The sequence below is a fragment of the Rhodococcus sp. MEB041 genome (genome assembly GCF_030208955.1).
In the GTDB taxonomy this organism is placed as follows: domain Bacteria; phylum Actinomycetota; class Actinomycetes; order Mycobacteriales; family Mycobacteriaceae; genus Rhodococcoides.
The window spans coordinates 97,548-122,823 of the sequence record NZ_JARVSZ010000002.1; the positions used below are offsets into that span (position 1 = coordinate 97,548).

The 25,276-nt window shown below is 70.4% G+C and carries 11 protein-coding genes; 3 read left to right on the plus strand and 8 right to left on the minus strand.

The window, feature by feature from the left end:
* Window positions 1–78: 78 nt before the first annotated feature.
* The 6 genes from QRN16_RS04510 to QRN16_RS04535 form a co-directional block, all read right to left on the minus strand.
* Window positions 79–13,605: a non-ribosomal peptide synthetase gene (locus QRN16_RS04510; RefSeq protein WP_285184785.1), complete on the minus strand. Its 13,527-nt coding sequence runs from the start codon at window positions 13,603–13,605 to the stop codon at window positions 79–81.
* A 338-nt stretch (window positions 13,606–13,943) separates the two neighbouring features.
* Window positions 13,944–15,524, minus strand: a complete 1,581-nt coding sequence (gene lnt / locus QRN16_RS04515; protein ID WP_056444513.1) for an apolipoprotein N-acyltransferase — start codon at window positions 15,522–15,524, stop codon at window positions 13,944–13,946.
* Entirely contained in the window at window positions 15,521–17,110 is a 1,590-nt protein-coding gene (locus QRN16_RS04520) for an amidohydrolase (RefSeq protein WP_027505386.1), read from the minus strand. The genes lnt and QRN16_RS04520 overlap by 4 nt, the downstream gene beginning before the upstream one ends.
* Window positions 17,111–17,153: 43 nt before the next feature.
* The gene (locus QRN16_RS04525) at window positions 17,154–17,690 is read right to left on the minus strand and encodes an FxsA family protein (protein WP_285184792.1); all 537 of its coding nucleotides are present in this window, start codon (window positions 17,688–17,690) and stop codon (window positions 17,154–17,156) included.
* Between the two features lie 77 nt (window positions 17,691–17,767).
* Complete coding sequence (locus QRN16_RS04530; RefSeq protein WP_056444522.1) at window positions 17,768–18,430, minus strand: response regulator; 663 nt, start codon at window positions 18,428–18,430, stop codon at window positions 17,768–17,770.
* 10 nt (window positions 18,431–18,440) lie between these two features.
* Entirely contained in the window at window positions 18,441–19,646 is a 1,206-nt protein-coding gene (locus QRN16_RS04535) for a sensor histidine kinase (protein WP_285184796.1), read from the minus strand.
* Window positions 19,647–19,689: 43 nt separating this feature from the next.
* Between QRN16_RS04535 and QRN16_RS04540 the strand changes: the two genes are divergently transcribed.
* From QRN16_RS04540 to QRN16_RS04550, 3 genes are read left to right on the plus strand one after another with little or no spacing between them, the layout of a single operon-like run.
* Window positions 19,690–20,457 (plus strand): TSUP family transporter, encoded by a 768-nt coding sequence (locus QRN16_RS04540; RefSeq protein WP_222631166.1) that lies wholly within the window; start codon window positions 19,690–19,692, stop codon window positions 20,455–20,457.
* 10 nt (window positions 20,458–20,467) lie between these two features.
* On the plus strand, window positions 20,468–21,994 hold the full coding sequence (locus tag QRN16_RS04545; protein ID WP_285184799.1) for a TldD/PmbA family protein: 1,527 nt from the start codon (window positions 20,468–20,470) through the stop codon (window positions 21,992–21,994).
* Complete coding sequence (locus QRN16_RS04550) at window positions 21,991–23,385, plus strand: metallopeptidase TldD-related protein (protein WP_222648926.1); 1,395 nt, start codon at window positions 21,991–21,993, stop codon at window positions 23,383–23,385. Before QRN16_RS04545 ends, QRN16_RS04550 begins: the two co-directional genes overlap by 4 nt.
* Before the next feature lie 8 nt (window positions 23,386–23,393).
* On the opposite strand, the gene QRN16_RS04555 is transcribed toward QRN16_RS04550, so the two are convergent.
* Together QRN16_RS04555 and QRN16_RS04560 are read right to left on the minus strand one after the other, a co-directional pair.
* Window positions 23,394–24,800 carry an HNH endonuclease signature motif containing protein gene (locus QRN16_RS04555; RefSeq protein ID WP_285184803.1) on the minus strand — a complete coding sequence of 469 codons (1,407 nt, stop codon included), beginning with the start codon at window positions 24,798–24,800 and terminating at the stop codon, window positions 23,394–23,396.
* Window positions 24,801–24,881: 81 nt separating this feature from the next.
* Window positions 24,882–25,262, minus strand: coding sequence for a PPOX class F420-dependent oxidoreductase (locus QRN16_RS04560; protein ID WP_285184805.1), 381 nt, complete (start codon window positions 25,260–25,262; stop codon window positions 24,882–24,884).
* Window positions 25,263–25,276 lie beyond the last annotated feature (14 nt).

The following is a 25,276-nucleotide window of genomic DNA, read 5'->3' on the forward strand; positions in this document are numbered from 1 at the left end:
CCGCCTCTCCCCTGTCGTCACCGAGGGCCCCGGAGCATCTGCTCCGGGGCCCTCGGTGTGTCTCGGGTCCGTCCGAGATCAGCGCAGGTGCTGCGCGACGATCGGTCCGATGATCGCGAGTGCCTGCGGATCGGTCATCGCGGAGTGTGCGACCGGCACCGCGTGATCGTGGATGGCACCGCGGACGTGTCGACGCCAGGCCGAGGCGGTCCGCCGTACGTCGTTCCGATTCACCTCGTCCTCGGTCGCCGTGAAGAACAGCACGTCGCAGTCCACGACGCCCGGTGAGTACCCGTGCGCCAGCGAGGTCCCGTTCACGTAGCCCGCGTACAGCCGCTCGAGGGTGCCGACGGTCATCGCCGCCATCGGACCACCCTCGGACCGCAGCGCGGCCGCCGCCTCCGCGACCGTCGGTTCCACGCCTGCCGGCAACTCGTGGCCGGTGAACTCCTCGATGAGATCCCGCACCGACGGTGTCGACTCGAGGTACTCGTCGGCGAGCACGTAGCTGTCGAGCATGGTCAGCGTCGCGACGCTCTCCCCCACCCGCTGCAGCTCGACGGTCATCGCGTGGGCGATGAGGCCTCCGAGCGACCAGCCCAGCAGGTGGTACGGACCGTGCGGCTGGATCGACCGGATCTCGCGAACGTAGTACCGGGCCAGCTCCTCGACCGTGTCGAACTCCTCGGTGCGTCCCGAGACGACGGGTGACTGCAGGCCGTACACCGGCTGATTCGAGTCGAGGTGGGCGAGCAGACCGCTGTAACTCCAGGACAGTCCGAACGCCGGATGGATGCAGAACACCGGTGACGCGGAACCCTGCGGGCGCAGCGGCAGCAGCATGTCCAGTGACGCCGTGGCCGTCGCCGCGACCTCGTCCGCCGACAGATGCGCGGTGTCGTCGATGCGCGCGGCGAGAGCTGCCGGCGTGGAGTCGGTGAACAACCATTGCATCGGAACCGTCGTGCCGAGGGTCTCCTCGAGTCGAGCGACCACGCGCGTCCCCACCAGCGATGTGCCGCCGAGTTCGAAGAAGCTGTCGTCGAGTCCGACTCCGGCCACCCCCAGGATCTCCTCGTAGACAGCGCAGACGGCGCGCTCGGTCGCGGTGCCCGGATCGCGATGCTCGCCGGTGACGGCGAACTCCGGAGCGGGCAGCGCTCGCCGATCGAGCTTGCCGACGGAGGTCAGCGGCAGCTCGTCCAGCAGCATGATCGACTGCGGCACCATGTAGCCGGGCAGTCGCTCCTGCAGATGGCGACGCAGCGACGCCGTGTCGACCGACGACTCCCGGTGCGGCAGGACGTAGGACACCAACACAGTGTCCCCCGAGGGCAGGACGTGGCCCATCGTGGTCGCAAAGTCCACGCCGTCGTGCACGTCGAACGCGGCGTCGATCTCACCCAGCTCGATGCGGAACCCGCGGATCTTGACCTGATGATCGGTCCGGCCCACGTAGGACAGGGTCGGGTCGCCGTCGGCGGACTCGCGCCAGCGCACCAGGTCACCGGTGCGGTAGAGGCGCTCACCCGGCTTGCCGTGCGGATCGGCGACGAACCGCGACGACGTCAACGCCGTGCGCCCGAGGTAGCCGCGAGCGAGTTCCGGTCCGGCAAGGTACAGCTCGCCGACGACGCCGAACGGCACCGGTTGCAGCTGGCGGTCGAGGACCTGCGCCGCGACACCGCGGATCGGTCCACCGATCGTGACCGGACCCTTGGGCACCATCGGCGCACTCATCGTCGTGACGATGGTCGTCTCCGTCGGCCCGTACACGTTGTACAGCGAGCGTCCCGGAGCCCAGCGCTCCACCAGTTCCGGTGGGCACGCCTCGCCGCCGACGAGGATGTGTCGCAACGACGTCGCGCTCGCCGGGTCCGCGGTCGACAACGCCGCGGTCGTGATGAAGGCGTGCGTGATGCGTTCCGATCCCAACAGGTCGCCCAGTTCGCGGCCGCCGTAGACCCCGGGCGGTGACACGACGAGTGTCGCGCCGGATCCGTACGCGAACAGCTGGTCCATGACGGCGGCGTCGAAACTCGGTGTCGCGAAGTGCAGTACGCGCGCCGTCTCGTCGACCTCGAATCGATCGCGCAGCTCGCCGGCGAAGTTCGACAGGCCGGCGTGGGTGACGACGACGCCCTTCGGCGTCCCGGTCGACCCCGAGGTGTAGATGACGTACGCGGGGTGCACGAGAGCGATGGGTACGAGAAGCTCTGCGGGTGTGAGGGGTTCGTCGGACGTACGAGCCAGCTCGGCCAGGGTGTCCGCGTCGTCGAGCACGAGCCACCGTGTCGACGAGACTCCGTCCACGGCCGCCAGGTGCTCCGCGGTCGTCAGTCCCCACGTGGTCGCCGAGTCCGTCAGCAAGTGACGGACGCGGTCGGCCGGGTAGTGCGGGTCGACCGGGACGAAGGCGCCGCCGGCCTTCGCGACGGCCAGGACCGCGACGAGGGAGTCGAAGGATCGCGTGAAGCCCAGGGCCACCAGTGATTCCGGTCCGACACCGCGCCGGACGAGAGCTCGGGCCAGCGTGGTCGAACGTCGGTCGAGCTCGCCGTAGGTGATGTGGGCGCCGAGGTACTCCGCCGCGATGCGGTCGGGAACCCGGCGTGCGGTCTGCTCGAACACCTCGGACAGGGTCAGCGACGGATCGGGATCGGTCTCGCCGCCGTGCACGGGCACCAGATGGGCTCGCTCCTGCGAGGTCAACATCTCGACGCTGCCGATGCTGCGGTCGGGTTCGGTGGCCAGGACGCCCAACACGCCCACCAGACGATCGAGCATGGTGCTCACGGTGGCGGCGTCGAACAGATCGGTCGCGTAGTCGGCGGTGACGGTCAGCCCCGCCGGCTCCCGGTCGTCGGTGCGCCGGTCGGTGACCGTGAACTGGATGTCGAACTTGGCGACGGCGACGTCCACCTCGGCCGCGTCGACGGTCACCTCGCCCATGCGGGCAGTCGTCGGAACGTCGTCCTGCAACGACAACATGATCTGGAACAACGGGTGATGGCTCGTGCTGCGCTGCGGGTGCAGCACGTCCACCAGACGTTCGAACGGAACGTCGGGGTGCGCGAACGCGTCCAGATCGACCGCGCGCACGTGCTGCAACGCCTCGGTCAGCGACGCGGTCGGCGAGACCCGCGTGCGCAGGACCAGCGTGTTGACGAACATTCCGACCAGCGCGTCCAGTGCCTGGTCGCCGCGGCCGGCGACCGCGGTACCGACGGACGTGTCGAAGCGGCCGGCGAGACGGCCGAGCACGACGGCAAGGGCGGTGTGGACGGCCATGAACAGCGTCGCGTTCTCCCGCCGCGCAAGGTCGACGAGCCGCCGGTGCGTGTCGACACCCACCGTGGTGGTGACCACCCCGCCCCGGTGAGACGGCACGCTCGGCCGCGGACGGTCGGTGGGGATGTCGATACGGTCGGGCGCTCCGGTCAACGCCGCCGTCCAGTACGCCAGTTGCGTCGAGACGAGGCTCGACGGGTCGTCCTCGGAGCCGAGCCGGTCACGCTGCCACAGCGTGTAGTCCGCGTACTGCACCGTCAGTGGCTCCGTCGCGGGTGCCGTGCCGGTGGACCGCGCGGTGTAGGCGGTGAGCAGGTCGGCGGCGAGCGGCGCCAGCGACCAGCCGTCCGCGGCGATGTGGTGCAGCGTGACGACGAGGACGTGCTCGTCCCCGGCCGCCACCTCGAGCAGGTCCACCCGCAGGGGCGCCTGCGTGGTCACGTCGAACCCGCGGGCCGCGCTCGTGACGATCGCGGCCGTCACCGCGGAGGGCTCGGTCACGACGGGCTCCAGCGCCACCGGCACCTCGTGCGCAGGCAGGATCACCTGGTGCGGGCCCTCGGGCGAGTCCGGGTACACGGTCCGGAGCACCTCGTGGCGGTCGACGAGGTCGCGCAGCGCGGCCTCCAGCGCGGCGATGTCGAGCGGTCCCGTCAGGCGCACCGCGAAGGGCACGTTGTACGCCCCCGACGCCCGGTCGAACCTGTTGAGGAACCACAGGCGTTGCTGCGCCGAGGACAGCGGGATCCGGTCGGGTCGAGGCCGTGCCTCGAGAGCGGGGCCGGCGGACTCGGCGAGCCCGTCGATGTGCGCGGCGAGGGCTGCGACCGTCGGGTGCTCGAAGAGTGCCCGGACCGGAACCCGAACGCCGCGAGTGGAACCCAGGCGGGACGCGACCTGTGTGGCCAACAGGGAGTTGCCACCGAGTGCGAAGAAGCTGTCGTCGCGTCCGACCTCGACGTCGAGGTCCAGCACTGCCGCCACGGTCTCGGCGACGGTCCGCTCGGTCTCGGAGGCCGGCGCGTCGTGAGTGCGGTCGACGGCCACGACGACCGGGGCGGGAAGCGCCCGCACGTCCAGCTTGCCGACGGGAGTGAGAGGGATGCGCTCGAGAACCGTCATCGATGCCGGCACCATGTGGCCGGGCAGGACGGAGCGGACGCCGCCCGTGACCGCGTCGACATCGATGTCGTGTCCGGTGGCGGCGACGACGTAGGACGCCAGCGAGGCGCGACCGGAGGCATCGGTGTGCACCAGAGTGTGCGCGAAGCCGACGGACGGGTCCCTCGTCAGTGCGGCGTCGATCTCACCGAGCTCGATGCGGAATCCGCGGATCTTGACCTGGGTGTCCGAGCGTCCGACGTAGTCGAGCCGGCCGTCCGCAGTCCACCGCACGACATCGCCGGTGCGGTACATCCGCTCCCCCGCGGTGCCGTACGGATCGGCCACGAACCGGCCCGCCGTCAGTCCCGCGCGGTCGAGGTAGCCGCGAGCGACGCCGACACCCGACAGGTACAGCTCACCCGTGACGCCGACCGGCACCGGATGCAGACGCGCGTCGAGCACCACGGCGCGGACTCCGGCGATGGGCGTACCGATGGTGACCGGTTCGTCGGCACGCAGTTCCGCGATGGCGGCGACGATGGTCGCCTCCGTCGGGCCGTACCCGTTGTACAGCGAACGTCCGACCGACCAGCGCCGCACCAGGTCCGCGGAGCACGTGTCGCCGCCCACCACCACGGTGGTGAGACTCGGCAGTGATCCGGCGGCGACGTCGACGGTCGCGAGCGCGGCCGGGGTGACGAAGGCGTGCGAGACCGACTCGCGGTCGATCAGTTGGGCCAGTTCCGCGCCGCCGTAGACGTCGCTCGGGGCGACGACGACGGTGGAGCCGGCGCCCATCGCCATCAGGATCTCGAGCACCGACGCGTCGAAGCTCGGCGAGGCGAAGTGCAGGGTCCGCGATGTTCCGGTGATGCCGAACGTCGTGCGCTGCACCTCTGCGAACGAGGAGAGTCCCGAGTGCGTCACGGCGACGCCCTTGGGCAGTCCCGTCGATCCGGAGGTGTAGATGACGTAGGCCGGATGGCCGACCCGCAGCGTGGACGTCCGGTCACGGTCCGTGACGGGTTCCGTCGACCGGGCCGCGATGTCGGCGACGGTGGCCGGGTCGTCGAGCACGATCCAGTCGACGTCCCGTCCTGCCGCCGGGCGGTCGGCCACGGTGCAGACACCGAGGTCGGCCCCGCTGTCGGTGAGCATGTGGTCGATGCGGTCCGCCGGGTAGCGCGGATCGACGGGGACCCAGGCCGCGCCCGTCATCGCCACGGCGAGCATCGCAACGACGGACTCCGCCGACCGGGTGAGCGCCAGGGCGACGACACGCTCGGGTCCGGCTCCGCGTTCGAGCAGGACCCGGGCGAGACGGGTGGCGTCGGCATCGAGCTCGGCGTACGTGCGCGACCGCCGAGCCGTGACGTCGACGCCGTGGGACGGATCATGCACCAGCGCAGTGGTGTTCGCGTTCTCCCGCGCGACGGCGGCCCACAGGTCGGGCAGCAGTACCGGTGCGTCGGGACGCTCGCCGGCCCGTGTCGTCAGTTCGCGGGACTCCTGATGGGACAGGAGATCGATGTCGCCCACGGTCACCGACGGGTCTCGGGCCACCGTGGTGAGCACGGCGCTGACACGGTCCGCGAAGGCGGCGATGGTGCTCTCGTCGTAGAGATCGCGCGTGTAGGTGACGCGGAACCGCCACGACCGCTCGCCGTCGGCGTCGGTGCTCTCCGTGACGGCGAGCTCGACGTCGAACTTGCTGCGCTGCAGATCGATCTCCGACGCGGTGACGGTGAGACCGTCGAGTTCGCCGCTGGTGACACCGTCGGACTGGAAAGCCAGCACGACCTGCACGAGCGGGTGCCGGCCGGCCGTCCGCGACGGCGACAGAGCGTCGACCAGACGCTCGAACGGCAGGTCCGCGTGAGCGAACGCGTCGAGATCGGTGCTGCGGACCCGGCCGAGAAGGTCGGCGAAGGTGTCGGACGGCGCCACGTCGGAGCGCAGGACCAGGGTGCCGACGAACATGCCGACCAGCTCGTCCAGTGCGCGATCGCGTCGGCCGGCGATCGGGGTGCCGATCACCACGTCCCGGGTGTCGGCGAGCCGAGCGAGCGTGACCGCGAGTGCGGCGTGCATCGCCATGAACGTGGTGCTGCCCCGGCGCTCGGCGGCGGCCGACAGTGCGGTCATCACGGCCGGATCGACGGCGAACTCGTGGACGCCGGCCCGGTGGGACGGCGCCGCCGGGCGGACGCGATCGCCGGGCAGGGTGCACTCGTCGGGAAGGTCGGCCAGAGTGTCGGTCCAGAAGGAGAGGTCGCGGTGTGCCCGGCTCTCCGGGTCGGCCTCGTCTCCGAGCACGGCTCGCTGCCACAGGGTGAAGTCGCTGTACTGCACCGGAAGTGGGGTCCACTGCGGGGTAGCTCCGCGGGTGCGGGCAGCGTAGGCGACCATGACGTCGCGGGTCAGCGGTCCGAGGGACCACCCGTCCGCGGCGATGTGGTGTACGACGAGACCGAGCACGTGCTCCGTCTCGGAGATCGACAGAAGAGTGGTGCGCAGCGGGGTCTCGACCGTGAGATCGAACCCGCGACGGGCGAACCGGGTCAGCGCGTCCGCGACGTCGCCGCGGTCCACGACGGTCGTCGTGAGCGGTGCGGGTGCTGCCGGTGCGACGACCTGGTGCGGTCCGTGATCGCTCTCGGGGAACATGGTCCGCAGGCTCTCGTGCCGTTCCACCACGTCGGCCAACGCCAGTGCCATCGCGGGGGCGTCGAGGACGCCGTCCAGGTGCACCGAGAACGAGATGTTGTAGGCGTCGGAGGTCGGGTCGAAGCGGTTGAGGAACCACAGCCGTTGCTGCGGCGACGACAGCGGAATCCGGTCCGGACGGCTCGCCGCCGGGATCGCGACGAGCGGGATCCGCGACGCCGCACCGCTGTCGGCGTCGAGGTGAGCCGCGAGCGCCTCGACGGTCGGGGCCTCGAAGAGAGTGCGCACCTCCACCTCACGGCTCAGCGCGGCGCCGATCGCACTCGTGACACGGGTCGCCATCAACGAGTTGCCACCGGCGTCGAAGAAGCTGTCGTCCAGACCGACCCGGGGCACCGTCAGGACGTCCGCGAACACGCGGGCGACGGTCCACTCGGTCTCGGTGCGGGGCTCGCGGTACGCCGTCTCCGCCGTCTCCGGTGTGGGCATCGGCAGCGCGCGGCGATCGAGCTTGCCCGACGGGGTGAGGGGCACCTCGTCGAGCACGACCACCGCGGACGGCACCATGTACCCGGGCAGGGTGCGGCGGGCGTGCCCGAGCACCGGCTCGGTTCCGGCGGTGCCCGGCGCGAGCGTGAGGTGCGAGACCAGGCGGGCGTCGGCCCGGCCCGCGTTCTGCACGCTCGTGACGGAGAACGTGACCGACGGATGACGCTGGAGCACCGCGTCGATCTCGGCGAGTTCGATGCGGTGACCCCGCACCTTGACCTGGTCGTCGGCTCGGCCGCGGAACACCAGTTCGGTTCCCGCGGTGGTGGTCACGGCGGCGACGACGTCGCCGGTGCGGTACATACGGTCACCCGGGGTGCCGAACGGATCGGCGACGAAGCGGGTCGAGGTCAGCGGCAGGCGCCCGAGGTACCCGCGGGCCAGCGCCGGCCCGGACAGGTAGAGCTCGCCGGGAACTCCGGGGACCACCGGGCGCAGACGACGATCGAGCACCCGCACGTCGACACCCCGGCGCGGGGCGCCGATGGTGACGGGCGAGCCGGGTGCCATCGGCGGTGTCAGGGTCGCGACGACGGTGGCCTCGGACGGCCCGTACAGGTTGAGCATGCGGCGGCCGGGCGCCCACCGTTCGACGAGGGCGGGACTGCAGACGTCGCCGCCGACCCCGACGAAGGTCAGAGCGTCGAGGTCCGCAGGGTCCACCGTCTCGAGAGCAGCAGGGGTGACGAAGGCGTGGGTCACCCGCTGATCACGCAGCAGTGCGGTGAGGCGGTCGCCGCCGTAGACGTCGGTACCGGCGACCACGACGGTCGCGCCCGCGGCGAATCCCATGAGCAGTTCCAGGATCGAGGCGTCGAAACTCGGCGAGGCGAAATGCAGTGTGCGCGATAGCGGTCCGACTCGGTAGGTCGCCACCTGCTCGCGGGCGAAGTCGGCGAGGCCGCGGTGCGGCACCACGACCGCCTTGGGGGTGCCCGTGGATCCGGACGTGAAGATGAGGTAGGCCGGGTTCTCCGGGCGCACCCGTACGGGCAGTGCCGCCGAGGACTCGTCGGATCGGTGATCGACGGTGACCCACCGGACCGCAACGGGCAGTGCGGCTCCCGCGGCAGCGATGCCGAGGGACGCGGCGACGTCGGTGACCATGCGCTCGATGCGGTCCGCCGGGTAGCGCGGATCCACCGGGAGGAAGGCGGCGCCGGTCTTTGTCACGGCCCAGGTCGCGACGATCGAGTCGATCGAGCGCTCGAGGCACACGGGCACGATCGATTCCGGGCCGACTCCCTCGGCGATCAACGCGTGCGCCAGCAGGTCCGACGCGTCGTCGAGTTCGCCGTACGTGACGGAGCCGTCCGCCGTGACGACGGCGGTGGCGGACGGATCGCGCCGCGCGGCCGAGACGAGGATGTCGGCGAGCGACGAGGTGGGCCCGGCTGCCGCGCCCACGAGGACGGCAGGAGCGTCGGTGGACGTGGACAGGTCGATGTCGCCGATCGCTCGGGTGGGATCCACCGCGACCGATCGCATGACGGACACCAGTCGCTGCGCCATCGTCGCGGCGGTCGCGTCGTCGAACAGATCGCGGGCGTAGCCCAGGCGCGCATCGACCCCGTCGGGCCGACCGTCGACCGTGGTGCGCTCCGAGAGCTGCAGTGTGAGGTCGAACTTGGCTGTGCCGGAGTCGATCTCGGCGACCTCGACATCCAGTCCGGCCATCTCGACGCGGACCGGCGCGAGGTTCTCGAAGGAGAGAACGACCTGGAACAGCGGGTGGCGCGACGTCGAGCGTTCCGGTGCCACCGCGTCGACGACACGCTCGAACGGGACGTCCGCGCGGGCGAACGCCTCGAGGTCGTGATCGCGTACCTCGCGGAGGAGTTCGGTGAACGGGACGTGCGGCGCGGGCGTCGACCGCAGCACCAGTGTGTTGACGAACATGCCGACGAGTCCGTCGAGCGCGCGGTGGCCGCGACCGGCGATGGGCGACCCGATCGCGACGTCGTCCGAGTCCGCGAGCCGTCCCAGCAGCGCGGACAGTGCCGCGTGCAACACCATGAACAGGCTGGCCGAGGTGTCCGATGCGAGCACGAGGAGCTGCTGGTGTAGATCGGCGTCGATGTGGAAGTCGTGGGCGCCGCCGCGGTGCGACGGTGCAGCGGGACGGGGGCGATCCGTCGGCAGCTCGAGCGTGTCGGGCAGGCCGTCCAACCGCGCGGTCCAGTAGTCGATCTGACTGCGCAGGACCGAGGTCGGATCGTTCTCGTCTCCGAGTGCGGCGTGCTGCCAGAGCGTGAAGTCCGCGTACTGCACGTCGAGCGGTGCCCACAGCGGCGCACTCCCCTGTGTCCGCGCAGCGTAGGCGGTCATGACATCGGTCGCGAGGGGGCCGAAGGAGAACCCGTCCGACGCGATGTGGTGCAGCACCACGGCCAGCGTGTGCGACGTCGGCGAGGTGCGGAACAGGCGGACGCGGACCGGGTGCTCCCGCGTGACGTCGAATCCGTGAGACGCGAACTCCCGCACGGTGTCGGCCAGCGCCGAGTCGTCGGTGTCGATCGGCGCGAGGTCGTGGTGCGCGGGGTCCAGCACCACCTGGTGCGGGCCGTCGGCGGAGTCGGGATACACGGTGCGCAGCGTCTCGTGGCGCTCCAGGACGTCGGCGAGCGCGACACTCAGAGCGTCCGCGTCGAGGTCGCCGTGCAGCGTGATGGCGAACGGCATGTTGTACGCCGGGGACGCCGAGTCGAACCGGTTCAGGAACCACAGTCGCTGTTGGGCGAGCGAGAGGGGAATGCGATCCGGGCGAGGTCCTGCGACCAGCGGCGGCCCGGTGGTGACCACGGGCGCATGGGCGACGCGATCCGCCAGACGTGCCACGGTCGGCGCCTCGAAGAGGTCCTTGATGCCCACGTCGGCACCGAGCTCGGCGCTGATGCGGGAGACCACGCGCGTGGCCAGCAGCGAGTTGCCGCCGATCTCGAAGAAGCTGTCGTGGACACCGGGAACGGGGACGTCCAGCACGTCGGCGATGGTCTCGGCGATGCGTCGCTCGACCTCTGTGCGCGGCGGGACCGAGGGCACGTCGGCCCGGCGGCGCACCGGTTCCGGCAGTGCCTTGCGGTCGACCTTGCCGTTGGCGCTCAACGGAAGTGCGTCGAGAACGATCACCAGCGACGGCACCATGTAGGACGGGAGGCGGTCGGCGACGGTCGCGGCGACAGCGCGGACCTCGACGCTCGCCGCGTCGGTGCCGGGCTCGGGTGCGACGTACGCGACGAGCGTGGTCTCGCCGCGCTCGTCGACGTGGGCCACGGCCACCGCGTGGTGCACGGCGGGATGCGCGACCAGAGCCGCCTCGACGTCGCCGAGCTCGATCCGCAGTCCTCGGATCTTGACCTGGAAGTCGGTGCGGCCCAGGTACTCGACGGCGCCGTCGGCCCGCCAACGCGCCAGGTCGCCGGTGCGGTATATGCGGGTGCCGTGCGCCGACAGCGGGTCGGCGACGAACCGATCGGCGCTCAGATCGGGCCGACCGACGTAGCCACGGGCGAGCTGGTCGCCCGCGAGGTAGAGCTCGCCCGCCGTTCCCACCGGAACCGGCTCGAGCCGGGCGTCCAGGATCTGCAACGCGGTGTTCCACACCGGCCGTCCGATCGGCACCGTGACGGCGTCGGCGTCGGTCACCTCCCAGTAGGTGACGTCGACGGCGGCCTCGGTCGGCCCGTAGAGGTTGTGCAGCGCGGACCCGGTGAGCGAGCGGAATGCCGATGCCGTCTCCGCGGGCAGTGCCTCACCGCTGCAGAACACCTGACGCAGGTCACCGAGCCGGGCGTCGGACGCGCGCAGTTCAGCGACGAAGGCGCCGAGCATCGAGGGCACGAAATGTGCCGTGGTGACGCCCGATCCGGCGATGATCGAGGAGAGGTAGCGCGGATCGCGATGCCCGTCGGGCTCCGCGATCACCAGGCGGGCGCCGACCTGGAGCGGCCAGAAGAACTCCCACACCGAGACGTCGAACGTCGCCGGAGTCTTCTGCAACACGGCGTCGTCGGCGCCGAGGTAGTACTCGTTCTGCATCCACAGCAGTCGGTTGACGATCGCCTGGTGCGACACCCCGACACCCTTGGGGCGGCCCGTGGAACCCGACGTGAAGATCACGTACGCCAGCGAATCGGGTCGCAGAGTCGCCGTGCGCTCACTGTCGCCGACCGGTGTGTCGGCGAGGCCGGCGAGATCAAGCATGTCGACGTCGACGCGCGCAGCGGTGTCGGGCAGGACGACACCCTGCGTGGACACCGTCAGCACGCACGCGGGCCGGGCGGTGTCGAGGACGTGGCCGAGACGCTCGGCGGGATGATCGGGGTCGAGCGGTACGTAGGCGCCGCCGGCCTTCTCGATCGCGTACATCGCGACGACGAGGTCGAGCGAGCGCTGCATGGCCAGGCCCACGAGCACGTCGGGTCCGACGCCGCGGGCGATCAACGCCCGCGCCAGGCGGGACGAGCGACGATCGAGTTCCGCGTACGTCAGTGCGGTGCCGGCGAACTCCAGGGCCGTCGCGTCCGGGGTGCGCCGCACCTGTGCGTCGAACAGCGCGGGCAGCGTGGTCCGCGGAACGCTCACGGCTGTGTCGTTGAACTCGGTGACCACACGGTCGTACTCGTCGGGCAGCACGACGTCGAGACCGGAGACGCGAGTTCGTGCCCCGCGTCCCAGGAAGTTCTCGAAGAAGGCGAGGAACCGCCGATGATGGGCGGCGAGGGTGTCCTCGTCGTACAGCGACGGGTTGCCCTCGAAGTCGATGTTCAGCGAGTTGCCGCCGCTGTTGTAGACGTTGAAGGTGAAGTCCTCGATGGGACCGCTGGAGAGCAGGTGCAGCCGGCCCACCAGATCGCCCAGACCGACGGTCCAGTCGAACAGCATGATGTTCACCATGGGTCCGAAGAACCCGCGGTGCATGGTCGAGCTGCCGTGGTCGCGGCGGATGTCCTCGTGGCGGTATTTCTGGTGGCGCAGCGCACCGGTGATCTCGAGGGTCACCGACGACACCAGGTCGCCGATGTTCATGTCGGGCGAGATGTGCACGCGGATCGGTACGACGTTGGACACCATGCCGCCCGAGCGGCGCAGCGCCGCGGTGGTGCGGACGGACACCGGCAGACTCATGACGACGTCGGCGCGCCCGGTGACCCGGTGCAGGTAGGCGGCGAAGGACGCGGCCACGACGGCAGCGGCACTGGCGTCGAATCGCTCCTCCGCGGAGGTGAGCATGTCGCCGACGGTCTCGTCGGTGACACCGTTGAGTCGCAGGCGACTCGGCGCGGCCGGGGCGGTGCGATCGGCGAGGGAGAAGGTGTCCGGCAGACCCTGGAGCGTGTCCTGCCAGAAGGCGCGGTCGGTCTCGAACCTGGTGGAGGTGCGGTACGCGCGTTCTGCCGCGTAGAGCGTGGCCAGGTCGCCGGCCTTGCTGTCCGGGGTGGGAACACCGGCCTGCTCGTTGGTGTACAGCTCGGCGACGCGCTTCATGGCGGTGACGGCGCCGTATCCGTCACCGGCGATGTGGTGCATGCGGGTGTACCAGAAGTAGCGGTGGTCCTCGACGCGGAAGACGACGTTGACGGTCAGCGGATCGCGGTCCAGATCGACCGGGGAGCGCATCTCCTTCTGCATCCAGGCCAGGGCCGCGGCGATCGGGTCCGCCTCGGACCGGACGTCGAGCCGAGTGGTGCGCACGGTGGCTGCCGGGTCGACGACCTGATACGGCTGACCGTCGATCTCCACGAGCCTGATCTCGCCGGATTGGAGTTCCGCGGCCGCGCGGGCACCCACGCGCTCGAGCAGGTCGATGTCGAGGTCACCCTGCACGTCGACGTACTGCGCGACGGTGAGGGGAACCTCGGGAGCGAGCTTCTGGGCGAACCACAGGCTGGCCTGCGCCGGGGAGAGCGGGAAGGGATCGGACGCTGTCCGGTTCACGGTAGGTGTCGTGTCGGCCGGTTCGGTGGTTCTCGGTGCGCTGTCCGACGTCGTCATCGTTCGCTCCTCCTCGTCGGTCCCGTGGCCGAGGAGCGGTCCTGCTCCCCGGGCTGTGCGAGACGACGCACACTTCCACCGAACGGACGCAGAGAGCATCGACGCCGCGGCCGATCAGGCCGCACGTCTGCGTGCTGTGTGTGACTTCCGGTGTCCCCGACCGTGGTCGCACTCTGTACTGAGCTGTATGTGGCATTCGCTCAACCACCCGCCGTGGATGGGTGAGACTTACCAACTTCTCGGTTTGCGGACCCGAAACGTTACGTCCATCGCGGTGACAGATCACGAAAAGTGCGGAAAGACCGCCCCGACCAGCGGACGCGGAGCCGTGTGCCCGGTCAGCGGGCCCGACGCCGTCGAACGTTCGGTATCGTGGCGCCGATCACACTCAGGACGCCGAGGGCCACGAACACGTACTCGACGGTGGATCCCAGCCGTGTCGCGAGTGTGGTGTCGGTGCGCAGACCCACCGTGGCGACCAGATGGTCGGCGTCGAAGAGAGCGGTTCGCGAGGTCACGGAACCATCGGGCGCGATGACGGCGCTGACCCCGCTGGTGGCAGCGACAACGACGGTCCTCGAGTGCTCCACCGCCCGGACTCGCGACATGGCCAGCTGCTGGTAGGTCATCTCCGTGTCGCCGAAGGTCGCGTTGTTGGTGGGCACCGCGAGAATCTGGGCGCCGGCGCGCACCGCCTCGGTGGGTGCGCGGTCGAAGGCCACCTCGTAGCAGGTCGCGACTCCCACGGCGAGGGCCCGCTGCTCGCGATCCGTGCCGGCGGGCACGTGCACGACGCCGTCACCGTCGCCGGGCACGAAGTTGCCCGCCGAGTCGGCGTACGAGGAGAACAACCGGAAGAAGCTGCGGTACGGCAGGTACTCCCCGAACGGTTGGACGATCTTCTTGTCGTGGCGCTCCCCCGGTCCGGCGGCTCCGTCCCAGGCGATGACCGAGTTGGTGGAGGTGCCGTCGGCATTCGACAGCACCGCGCCCACGAGAATCGGTGCGTCGATCCGCACGGAGGCGGCGGTGATCTCGGCCGCTGCGGTCGCGTCGCGGGTGGGATCGACGTCCGACGCGTTCTCCGGCCAGATGACGACGTCGGGCTTCGGTGTCCGCCCCGCCTCGACCTCCTCCGCCAGCCGGAGAGTCTCGTTCACGTGGTTGTCGAGCACCTGGCGGCGTTGCGCGTTGAAGTCGAGGCCGAGCCGGGGAACGCTGCCCTGGATGGCCGCGATGGTGATCGTGTCGTCGCCGTCCTGCGGACCCGCGAGCGTGGGGCGTACGGAGAGGGCGACGACCGGCGCCACGGCGGCGAGCGCGACCAGCCCGGCGACCGAAGTGACGGCGAAGCCGGTTCGCACCGTCCTGCACAGCAGCGTCAGGCACACACCGATCAGTGCCACCGCGGCGCTGAGCAGCGGGGCGCCGCCGAGTGCGGCCAGCGGAAGCAGGGGTGACTCGGACTGACCGAAGGCCAGACGGCCCCAGGGGAATCCGCCGAACGGGACCGTGCTGCGCAACCACTCCGTCAGTGACCACACCATGGTGATCCACACCGCGGCGAGCGGCAGGCGGGACACCACCACGGCGAGCAGTCCGAACAGACCGAGGAACAGTGACTCCGCGACGGCAAGGGCGATCCACGGCAGCGGTCCGACGTACACGCCGATCCACGGGAGCAGCGGCAGGAAGAAGCCGAGGCCGAAGGCGAACCCGTACAGGAAGCCGCCCTTCAGCGACAGGGCGCGCGCCGGATCGTCGACCCGCCGCTCGGTCAGGACGAACGTGACGAGCGCCAGGGCGACGGGCGCGAGAAACCACAGTGATCGCGGTGGGAACGACGCGAACAGGAGCGCGCCGGCGCCGGCCGAGAGAGCGAGCCGCGCGGGTGGGATCAGTCGAGCGGGAACGCTCACGCGCGGTACACCGTGGTGCCGCGGTGCACGGTCTCCAGGCACACCGGGTCCGGCGCCTCGGGATCGAGGCGAGGCAGGGCCGGAACTCGTGACCGCGGGTCGGTGGACCAGCGCTGGACCGAGTCCCGTGGTGCGCTCACGACCAGTTCCGCGGCGTCCCACACCGCATAGCTGGCCGGCGCGCCCGGCACCAGCGTGCCGGCCAGGCCGTCGCGTACTCCCCCGGCGCGCCAGGCGCCGCGCGTCGCCGCGGAGAACGCGGCGCGGGGCGAGACGGCACTGCCCGGTGTGCGGTGGTTGACCGCTCCGCGGACACCGCGCCAGGGCTCGAGCGGCGTGACGGGTGCGTCCGACCCGATGGCCAGCGACACCCCGGCGGACGCCATCATCGCCAGCGGGTTGAGTGCGCGAGCGCGCTCCGCGCCGAGTCGGGTGGCGTACAGGCCCTCCTCACCGCCCCAGTAGGTGTCGAACACCGGTTGCACGCTCGCGATGACACCCCACGCCGCGAGGGCGTCGGCCTGCTCGGACGACACCATCTCGATGTGCTCGAGGCGATGGCCGCGAGACGCCACGGCGGGGCCGCCGAGCTCGGCCACGACCCGCCCGAACGCCTCGACCACGGCACTGGTGGCGGCGTCGCCGATGACGTGGAAGCCGGCCTGGATCCCGGCCCGCGTGCAGGCGGAGACGTGCGCCGCGATCACGTCGACGTCGAGATACGAACGGCCGCAACCGGAGTGGTCAGCATAGTGGTCGTGCAGCCAGGCGGTGTGCGAGCCGATCGAACCGTCGACGAAGAGGTCGCCGCCCAGGGCGTGCGCGCCGGTCGCGGCCAGGAGTGCCGTCGCCTCGTCCGGGGTCGAGACGGCCTCGCCCCAGTAGGCGCGCACCTCGACGCCGTGCTCGAGGGCGAGGAGTTCGGCCAGGTCGACGCGGCCGGAGATGTCGGGGCCGGCGCACTCGTGCACGGCGGCGACCCCGTGCGCGGCAGCATGATCGAGCGCGGCGACGCGGGCGCGGTGCCGGCCCGCGGGGCTCAGCAGGTCCAGCGCCCGGGTGCGCACGGCATGGTGCGCCTCCGCGATGAGCGGCCGTTGCGGATCTGCGGTGGCGACCACGTCTCCGGCGGCGCGACGCAGCACCGTCGAGCACGCCGCGGAGTGCGCGTCGATGCGCGAGAGGTACACGGCCCGTCCGGGTGCTGCGGCGTCGAGCTCCGCGGTGGTGGGGCCGCGCCCCTCCGGCCACGTCGACTCGTCCCAGTTCTGCCCCCAGATCAGGGTGCCCCCGTCCTCGGCCGCGTACGCCGCGAGAGCACGCAGGCACTCGTCGAGAGACCGAGCGCCGCTCAGATCGAGTCCGATGAGCGCCAGACCGGTGGCGGTGGTGTGGACGTGGGTGTCCACGAACGCGGGAGTCACGAACTCCCCGTTCAGTTCCACCACCTCGGCGTCGGGATGCAGCGCCCGCGCGGGGCGATCCTCACCGATCCAGACGACGGTGCCGTCGGTGACGGCCATGGCTGTCGCGTCGGGCGCGGACGGGCTGTAGATCCGTCCGCCGACCAGCAGATGCGTACTCACGCTCGCCAGTGTGCCCGGTGTCGGGCGGCCGGGGTGTCGGGGGTCAGCGCTCGTCGCGGCCGGTGGTGCCGTCGATCACACCGCGCGTGTCGCGAGGGGCCGAATTCCCGCGGTCCGGCATCACGTCGCCGTCGATGACCACGTGACCGGCCCCGAAACCCTGCGGCCCGAATCCCTGCGGCCCGAATCCACCGGGCGGGAACGTACGGCCCGAGGCCACGGCCGTCTCGACGCGCCGGGCGGCGGACCGGGCGATGACCGGACGCAGCAGCGCGCGGGTCAGCGGGATCATCAGCAGCAGGCCGAGGACGCTCGAGACGAGACCGGGGATCGTCAGCAGGACCGAGCCGAGGGCCACGAGCGCACCGTCCGCGACCGCGCCGCCGGGTGAGCGGCGTCCGGCGTTGGCCGAGCGCAGTTCCGAGAGCACGCGCCGACCCTGGGAGCGGATCGCGACCATGCCCAGAGCGGACAGTGCGATCACCACGAACACCGTCCACAGGATGCCGATCGCCGAGCCGAGCCACACGAGGGCGCTGATCTCGACGACGAGGTAGAGGAAGAAGTAGAGCAGTGGCATCGCGGGAGTCCTTTCGGCGACTGGTCGAACCCGTCTGCCGTGTCAACGCGCGACCGCCTCGTTTTTCTCCCGGCCGGTCAGGCGCCCGGAGTGACCAGTCCGAGCTCGTAGGCGAGCACGACGGCCTGGACGCGATCGCGCAGCCCGAGCTTGGTGAGCATGCGGCCGACGTGGGTCTTGACGGTCGCCTCGGACAGGAACAGCTCACCCGCGATCTCGGCGTTCGACTTGCCGGCGGCGATGAGCAGCAGCACCTCGCGCTCACGGTCGGTGAGCGACTCGACGGCTGCCGATCGTCCGGGAACATCGCGCGGTTGCCCGGCGACGATGCGGGAGAGCAGACGTCGGGTCACCCGCGGCGAGACGACGGCGTCCCCTGCCGCCACGCTGCGGATCGCGGACACGAGGTCCTCCGGAGGCGTGTCCTTGAGGAGGAATCCGCTGGCACCGGCACGCAGTGCGCCCAGGGCGTGTTCGTCCAGGTCGAAGGTCGTCATGACGATGACCCGCACCTCGGGTTGCGCCGCGATGATGCGTTCGGTGGCCGAGACACCGTCGATACCGGGCATGCGGACGTCCATCAGCACGACGTCCGGTTCGAGGCGCGCGGCCGCGGCGATCGCGGTGGCACCGTCGGGCACGTCGCCCACCACGTCGATGTCGGGCTGCGCGCCGAGAACCATCGACAGACCCATGCGCATCAGTTCCTGATCGTCGACCAGGAGCACCGAGATGGACACGGGAGACAACCTAGCGGTCCGGGTGGTCCTGGTCGACGCCCAGCGCGGCCTTCAGTTCGAGGGGCAGCGTCGCGGCCACGCGCCACCGGCCGTCCGGCAGCGGACCGGCGCGGAGCTCTCCGCCCAGCACGGCGACGCGTTCGCGCATGCCGATGACGCCGAAGCCGCTGGTGGTGGGTGCGGCGTGGATGTCGACGGCCGGGCCGGTGTCGTCCGAGGAATTGATCACCGACACCGTCACCGCGGACGGTTCGCGGCGCACGGCCACCACGGCTCGGGGCCGCTCGCCGCCGTGGCGCAGCACGTTGGTGAGCGATTCCTGCACCAGCCGGTGCACCCCGAGCGACACCGCCGGCGGCAGGTCGTCGAGTTCGCCGGTCTGCTCGATCGACACCCGCAGACCGGCGGCCCGCATCAACTCCACGATCTTGGCGAGGGCCGCGGTGCCGTACTCGGGGTGGGACTCGGACGACTCGTCTGTCCGTAACAGCGACACCGTGCGTCGGAGTTCGGTGAGTGCGGTGCGGCCGGTCGCGGAGATGTTCGCGAGTGCCGCCGCGGCCCGCTCCGGGTCCGACCGCAGCGCGTAGGACGCCCCGTCCGCCTGCACGATCATGACGCTCACGGCGTGGGCCACCACGTCGTGCAGTTCGCGGGCGATGCGGGTGCGCTCGGCGGACACCGCCTCGACGGCGCGTCGGTCACGATCGGATTCGGCGACGGCGAGCCGTGCGCTGACCTCGGCGACGTAGGCCCGGCGAGTCCCGAGGAACTCCGCCGTGATGTAGGCCAGGGCGTAGAGGAGGACGAAGAAGATGGTGGAGGTCCAGTCGGACCCGAGCACGAGTCGCACGACGACGATGTCGGCCGCGAGGCCCAGCGCGAAGAGCAGGGTCGTGCGCCGGTCGGTGTACACGGCCAGCGTGTAGAGCATCACCACGAAGCCGAGCTGCCCGGGCGGCAGCGTGCGCGGTTCCTCCGATGCCCACACCATCAGAGTCGCGACCTGGCCGAGTGCGAGCGCCGTCCAGGCGGCGGCCACAGGGTAGCGGCGGCGCCAGGCGATCGGCGTGGACACGGCGACCGCCATCGCCACGTAGACGAGGGGCTGCTGCACGGCAGCGACGGCCGTGAACTCGATGAGGAAGAGTGACACCGCCAGCGCACAGTCGACCGCGAACGGACGGTGGCGGAGCCATTCGCTGAATCGGCGCATCGTGGTCGAAGCGTAGCGCGGGAGCTGTGATCGAATGTCCGCCATGGGTGCTGGTGACTGGTCGGTGTTGCTGGCTGCCGCGCTGGCGGCGGGGTGGGTGGACGCCGTGGTCGGTGGCGGCGGGCTCATCCTGCTGCCCGCACTCCTGTTGGTCACGCCGGCGGCCACGACCCAGCAGACGGTGCTGGCCACCAACAAGCTGGCCTCCGTCGCCGGCACCACCGCCGCGGTGCTGACCTTCTCCCGCAAGGTCCCGATGAACTGGCGGCTCCTCGCACCCGCCGGAGTGGTGGCCGCGGTCGGCGCGGCGTTCGGCGCCGCCACCGTCAGCCTCATCGACAAGGACCTCTTCATTCCCATCGTGCTGGTGGTGCTGGTCGGCGTCGCGGTGCTGGTGACGCTGCGCCCCACCGTCGGCGTCGTGGTGGGTGATCCGCCGACGCGCCGCCGCATCACCATCGTGGTGGTGGTGGCCGCCGTCGGCATCGGGTTCTACGACGGCATCCTCGGTCCGGGCACCGGCACCTTCCTCATCATCACGTTCGCCACCCTGCTCGGCACGGAGTTCGTGCGCAGCGCGGCGATGGCGAAGGTGCTGAATCTGGGATCCAACATCGGCGCCCTCCTGTACTTCTCGGCGACCGACGACGTCTTGTGGTTGCTCGGCCTCGCCATGGCCGTCGCGAACGTCGCGGGCTCGCTGGTCGGCTCACGCATGGCGATCTCGCGGGGCGCCGGGTTCGTGCGCATCGTGTTGCTGGTGGTGGTGTTCGCGCTCGTCATCCGACTCGGGTGGCAACAGTTCGGCTAGCGTCACCGATGTGAGAGACGTCGACAGCGATTTCGTCGCCCTGCCACTGCACGCGCTCGCGGATGCGGCGCTGACAGCGGCACGTGCGTCCGGTGCCACGCATGCGGATCTGCGGGTGCATCGCTTGCGGACGCAGTCGCTCGCTCTCCGCGACGGCGAGGTGCAGTCGAGTGTCGAGGCGACGACGCTCGGCCTCGCGGTCCGGGTGGTCGTCGACGGCACCTGGGGCTTCGCATCGGGAGCCGTGCTGTCGGTGGACGAGGCAGTCTCCGTCACCTCGCGCGCCGTGCTCGTCGCACAGGCGTTGCGAGACCTGAACCGAGACTCCGTCGTGCTCGCCTCCGAACCGGTGTACGAGAACGTGTCGTGGGTGTCGGACTACGAGATCGATCCCTTCGACGTCCCCACCTCGGACAAGGTCGACCTACTGGGCGAGTACTCCGGTCGTCTGCTGGCCTCGGACGGCGTCGATCACGTCAGTGCCTCCGTGCTGCAGGTCAAGGAGCAGACGTTCTACGCCGATATCGCCGGGTCACGCATCACGCAGCAGCGGGTACGGCTCCACCCGCAGATCGACGCCGTGTCCGTCGATTCCGCGTCCGGTGGTTTCGATTCGATGCGCACCCTCGCTCCCCCGACGGGACGCGGCTGGGAGTACCTGACCTCCGACGGGACCGGCGCCGACGGACTGTGGGACTGGGACGACGAACTCTCGCGCATCCCCGACTGGCTCGCCGAGAAGACAAAGGCTCCCGGCGTGGAGCCCGGGCTCACCGATCTGGTGATCGACCCGACCAACCTGTGGCTCACCATCCACGAGTCCATCGGCCACGCGACGGAGTACGACCGTGCGATCGGGTACGAGGCCGCCTATGCCGGAACGTCCTTCGCGACGCCCGACCAGCTCGGCACGCTGCGCTACGGCAGTGAGTCGATGCACGTGACCGCCGACCGCACCGAACGCCACGGGTTGTCCAGCATCGGGTGGGACGACGACGGCGTGGCGTCGCAGTCGTGGGATCTGGTGCGTGACGGTGTTCTCGTCGGCTACCAGCTCGACAGGGTGTTCGCGCCCCGCCTCGGACTCGAGCGGTCGAACGGGTGCTCGTACGCGGACTCGCCCCATCACGTCCCGATCCAGCGGATGGCCAACGTGTCGCTGCAACCGGACCCGCACGTCGATCGCAGCGTGGACGATCTCATCGCCGACGTCGAGCACGGCGTCTATGTGGTGGGCGACAAGTCGTGGTCGATCGACATGCAGCGCTACAACTTCCAGTTCACCGGCCAGCGTTTCTTCCGCATCGAGAACGGGGCTCTCGCGGGCCAGGTCCGGGACCTGGCGTACCAGGCGACGACCACCGATTTCTGGGGCTCGATGGAGGCGGTGGGCGGACCGTCCACGTGGCGTCTGGGCGGCGCGTTCAACTGCGGCAAGGCGCAGCCCGGTCAGGTGGCGGCGGTGTCGCACGGCTGCCCCGCTGCTCTCTTCCGTTCGGTCAACGTCCTCAACACACGAACGGAGGCGGGTCAGTGAGCGTCAGCACTCCCCTCGGCGGCCACGATCTGGTGGAGCGTGCGCTGTCGTACGCCACCGTCTCGGACACCGTCGTGATCGTCGCCGACATCTCGGAGGCATCCCTGCGGTGGGCCGGGAACTCGATGACCACCAACGGCGTGGGTGACTCGAGGTCCTGGACCGTCGTCTCGATCGTGCGGGACGGCACGGCGGCGCGGGTGGGAACGGTCTCGTCCACGAGCATGGATCCGGATGATGTCGCCGGCGTCGTGGCAGCCGCCGAGGACGCCGCTCGTGCGGCTCAGCCCGCCACCGATGCGATGCCCCTCGTCGAGGGCGCCCCGACGCCGGACTCCGGCTGGGGCGACGTCCCGCTCCGCACGGGGATCGACGTGTTCGACTCCGTGGTACCCGGCCTGGCGCGGGGATTCGACGGAGCCGATGCGTTGTACGGCTTCGCGCATCACACGGTCCGTACCGTGTGGCTGGGCACGTCCACCGGGGTGCGGCGGCGCGTCGTCGAACCTGTCGGGTCGCTCGAGATCAACGGTAAGAGGGGTGGTCTCTCGGGCGGTGCCAGTGCCTGGGTGGGCACCGGTACCCGAGACTTCCGCGACATCGATCTGGATGCGTCCCTGGCCGAACTGACGCGCCGGCTCGACTGGTCCGCCCGCACCGTCGACCTTCCCGCGGGACGCTACGAGACGATCCTCCCACCGTCCGCGGTCGCCGATCTGATGATCGATCTGCTGTGGTCGATGGACGGCCGGGGCGCGCAGGAGGGCCGCACCGCCCTGTCCGCTCCCGGCGGCGGCACCCGCGTCGGTGAGGTGCTCGGACACCTCGGTCTCACGCTGTACTCCGACCCGTCCGAGAACGGCCTCGAGTACGCCCCGTTCGTGGTCACCGGATCCTCGAGCGACGCGGTGTCGGTGTTCGACAACGGAATGGACGCCGGCCGCACCGACTGGATCCGCGACGGTGCAATCACCTCCCTTGCCTACCCGCGTTCCGCCGCAGCAGAATTCGGGACCACACCCACTGTGCCCGGCGACAACCTCGTCATGGTGGGCGGCGCCGGCGGTTCCGTCGACGACCTCGTCGCGCGCACCGAACGAGGACTCTTGTTGACGACGCTCTGGTACATCCGCGAGGTGGACCCGACGACCATGCTCCTCACCGGGTTGACGCGGGACGGCGTCTACCTGGTCGAGGACGGCCGGGTGACTGCTGCCGTGAACAACTTCCGGTTCAACGAGAGCCCGCTCGACATCCTGCGCCGCGCGACAGAGGCGGGTACGACCGTTCCCACCCTGCCGCGTGAGTGGTCGGATTGGTTCACCCGCGCAGCGATGCCCCCGATGCGGATCCCCGACTTCCACATGTCGTCCGTGAGCGCGGCCCAGTAGGAGGGGCCTCACTCGCCGGGTGCGGTGAAATAGTCTGTGCCGTGCGAGTCGCGGACATGGACGATCCCGTCCCGGAGCATGCGGTGGTGCCACTGCCGCCGGGTCTTCAGGCCGTGGTGCCGACGGCACAGCGGCGCGAGATTGCCGGTGACGGTCCATCCGCCTCTCTCCGGGTCGGTGTGGTCGAACGGGACGACATGGTCGAGATCGCAGTCCTCGCTGGACACAGCACACCCCGGATGGATGCATGTCGGATACAGGGCTGTCACCAGGGCGGCGATCGCCTCGGACGGGCGGTACGTCAACGCCCCGGCCGGGGGTAGGGCGAAGCCCCCGTGGCCGTCGGGGTTGTCGACGGCACGGTCCACCGCCGATGGTGGGAGCGTGCGGAGATAGTCGACCTGCTCCCGGAGTTTTAGGTTTTTCGTGCTGCCCAGTTTCCCCTTGATGGGGGTCCACCCTGCCGACATGCGGCGAGTTCGGCGGACTTCTCGACCGGCGGCGGGCACCGGCGGGGCCGGTGGGTCGGGGATTGTGGGTGGGTCGTGCTCCGGGCAGGGGCAACTGCACCCCACCCGCGGTTCCGCGACCTCCGCGGCGGTGATCATCGCCTGCCACGTCGCATCCCCGGCAATTCTCCGGGCTACATCAGCTGGTACCGGTCCCCAGCCGACGAGGTGGCCGGGTTCCCCCGCCAACCCTGCTGCGGTGGCAGCATCGAGGACGATCACGGCACGGGCCGGCGTACCCGAAACGGCCCCGGTCAAGAGCGCGTGCGCGGCGTCGAACAACCGAGCCGGCAACGACGTCGGATCGGTCACCCCGCGTGCGGCGGTAGCGGCGATGTTCCGCCACATTGCTGCGACTTTGTCGGCCGGACCACGAATCGTCAGCTCGGCCTGACCGCGCGGGAGCTTCCGCACCGTTGCCGACCGCTCCCGCGTCGCCCGTTCACGCGCTTCCCGGTGCCATTCCGCGTCGAACTCCGCGAGGATCCGGTCGACCGCCGCTGCGACTGCACCCGGAGTGCACCTCGATGCGGCAGCGATCACCCGTTGTAACAGTGCTTCGGTGGCGTTCGGAACCCCGGCAAGGGATCGGCACACTGTCCGGAACGCCGCATACGCCAACAGGCCCGCATCGAACGCCTCCGCCACCGCAGGATGCGCGGTGCGGGTCAGGAACAGCCACTCGGTCACCGTGCGCGTCGACACCGCCAACGCCGCCGCGACCTCCGCCACCGCACAGATCTCAGCAGCCTTGGCGTCGAACACCCCGCCCGGACCGAGCACCGCCGGCCGACGCGACGACTCCTGTACGTACGCACACGATGCTGACACGGTCCGGGCGAACGAGGCCTGGGCGTCGACCTTCGCCGACACCAACACATCGACGGAAACTGTTGCGTCGTACACGAATTCACCCCCCGGTGATGCCCCGATCAGACCGCCCCCCGACGACCTGATCAGACAGTAACCGACACCACCGACACGGAATCAGGCCGCGCGCAGCGCCAACCCGACGGTGCTGCTCTTGCCCTTGAAGAGCGAGCTCATCGTCACCACGATGCGGCCGGTGATGCCGTACTTCTCGATCACCACGTCGCGGGTACGCGCGGTGCCTGCGTCGTCCAGCACCTCGGCGACAGCGTCCATGGCCGGGCCCACGTTCTTTCCACTGCGGTCGCAGGCGGCCACCGTGACGCGCGGCGTGTTGCGGATCCGCTTGACCTTCCACGACTCCCGTTGCGTCCACATGAGGAGCCGGTCCCCGTCGAGCGCCGCCCAGATCGGTGTCGGCTTGGGGGTGCCGTCCTTGGTGAACGTGGTCAGGAGGACGTACTTCGCGGTGCCGACGTCACCGAACGGGTTGCTCATACGAGACAGGATAG

Excerpts from the sequence above, each read along its gene's own strand:
- QRN16_RS04535 (WP_285184796.1), bottom strand. The coding sequence starts at position 19,646 with ATGCGCCGATTCAGCGAATGGCTCCGCCACCGTCCGTTCGCGGTCGAC.
- QRN16_RS04560 (WP_285184805.1), bottom strand. The coding sequence starts at position 25,262 with ATGAGCAACCCGTTCGGTGACGTCGGCACCGCGAAGTACGTCCTCCTG.
- QRN16_RS04510 (WP_285184785.1), bottom strand. The coding sequence starts at position 13,605 with ATGACGACGTCGGACAGCGCACCGAGAACCACCGAACCGGCCGACACG.
- QRN16_RS04540 (WP_222631166.1), top strand. The coding sequence starts at position 19,690 with ATGGGTGCTGGTGACTGGTCGGTGTTGCTGGCTGCCGCGCTGGCGGCG.
- QRN16_RS04525 (WP_285184792.1), bottom strand. The coding sequence starts at position 17,690 with ATGCCACTGCTCTACTTCTTCCTCTACCTCGTCGTCGAGATCAGCGCC.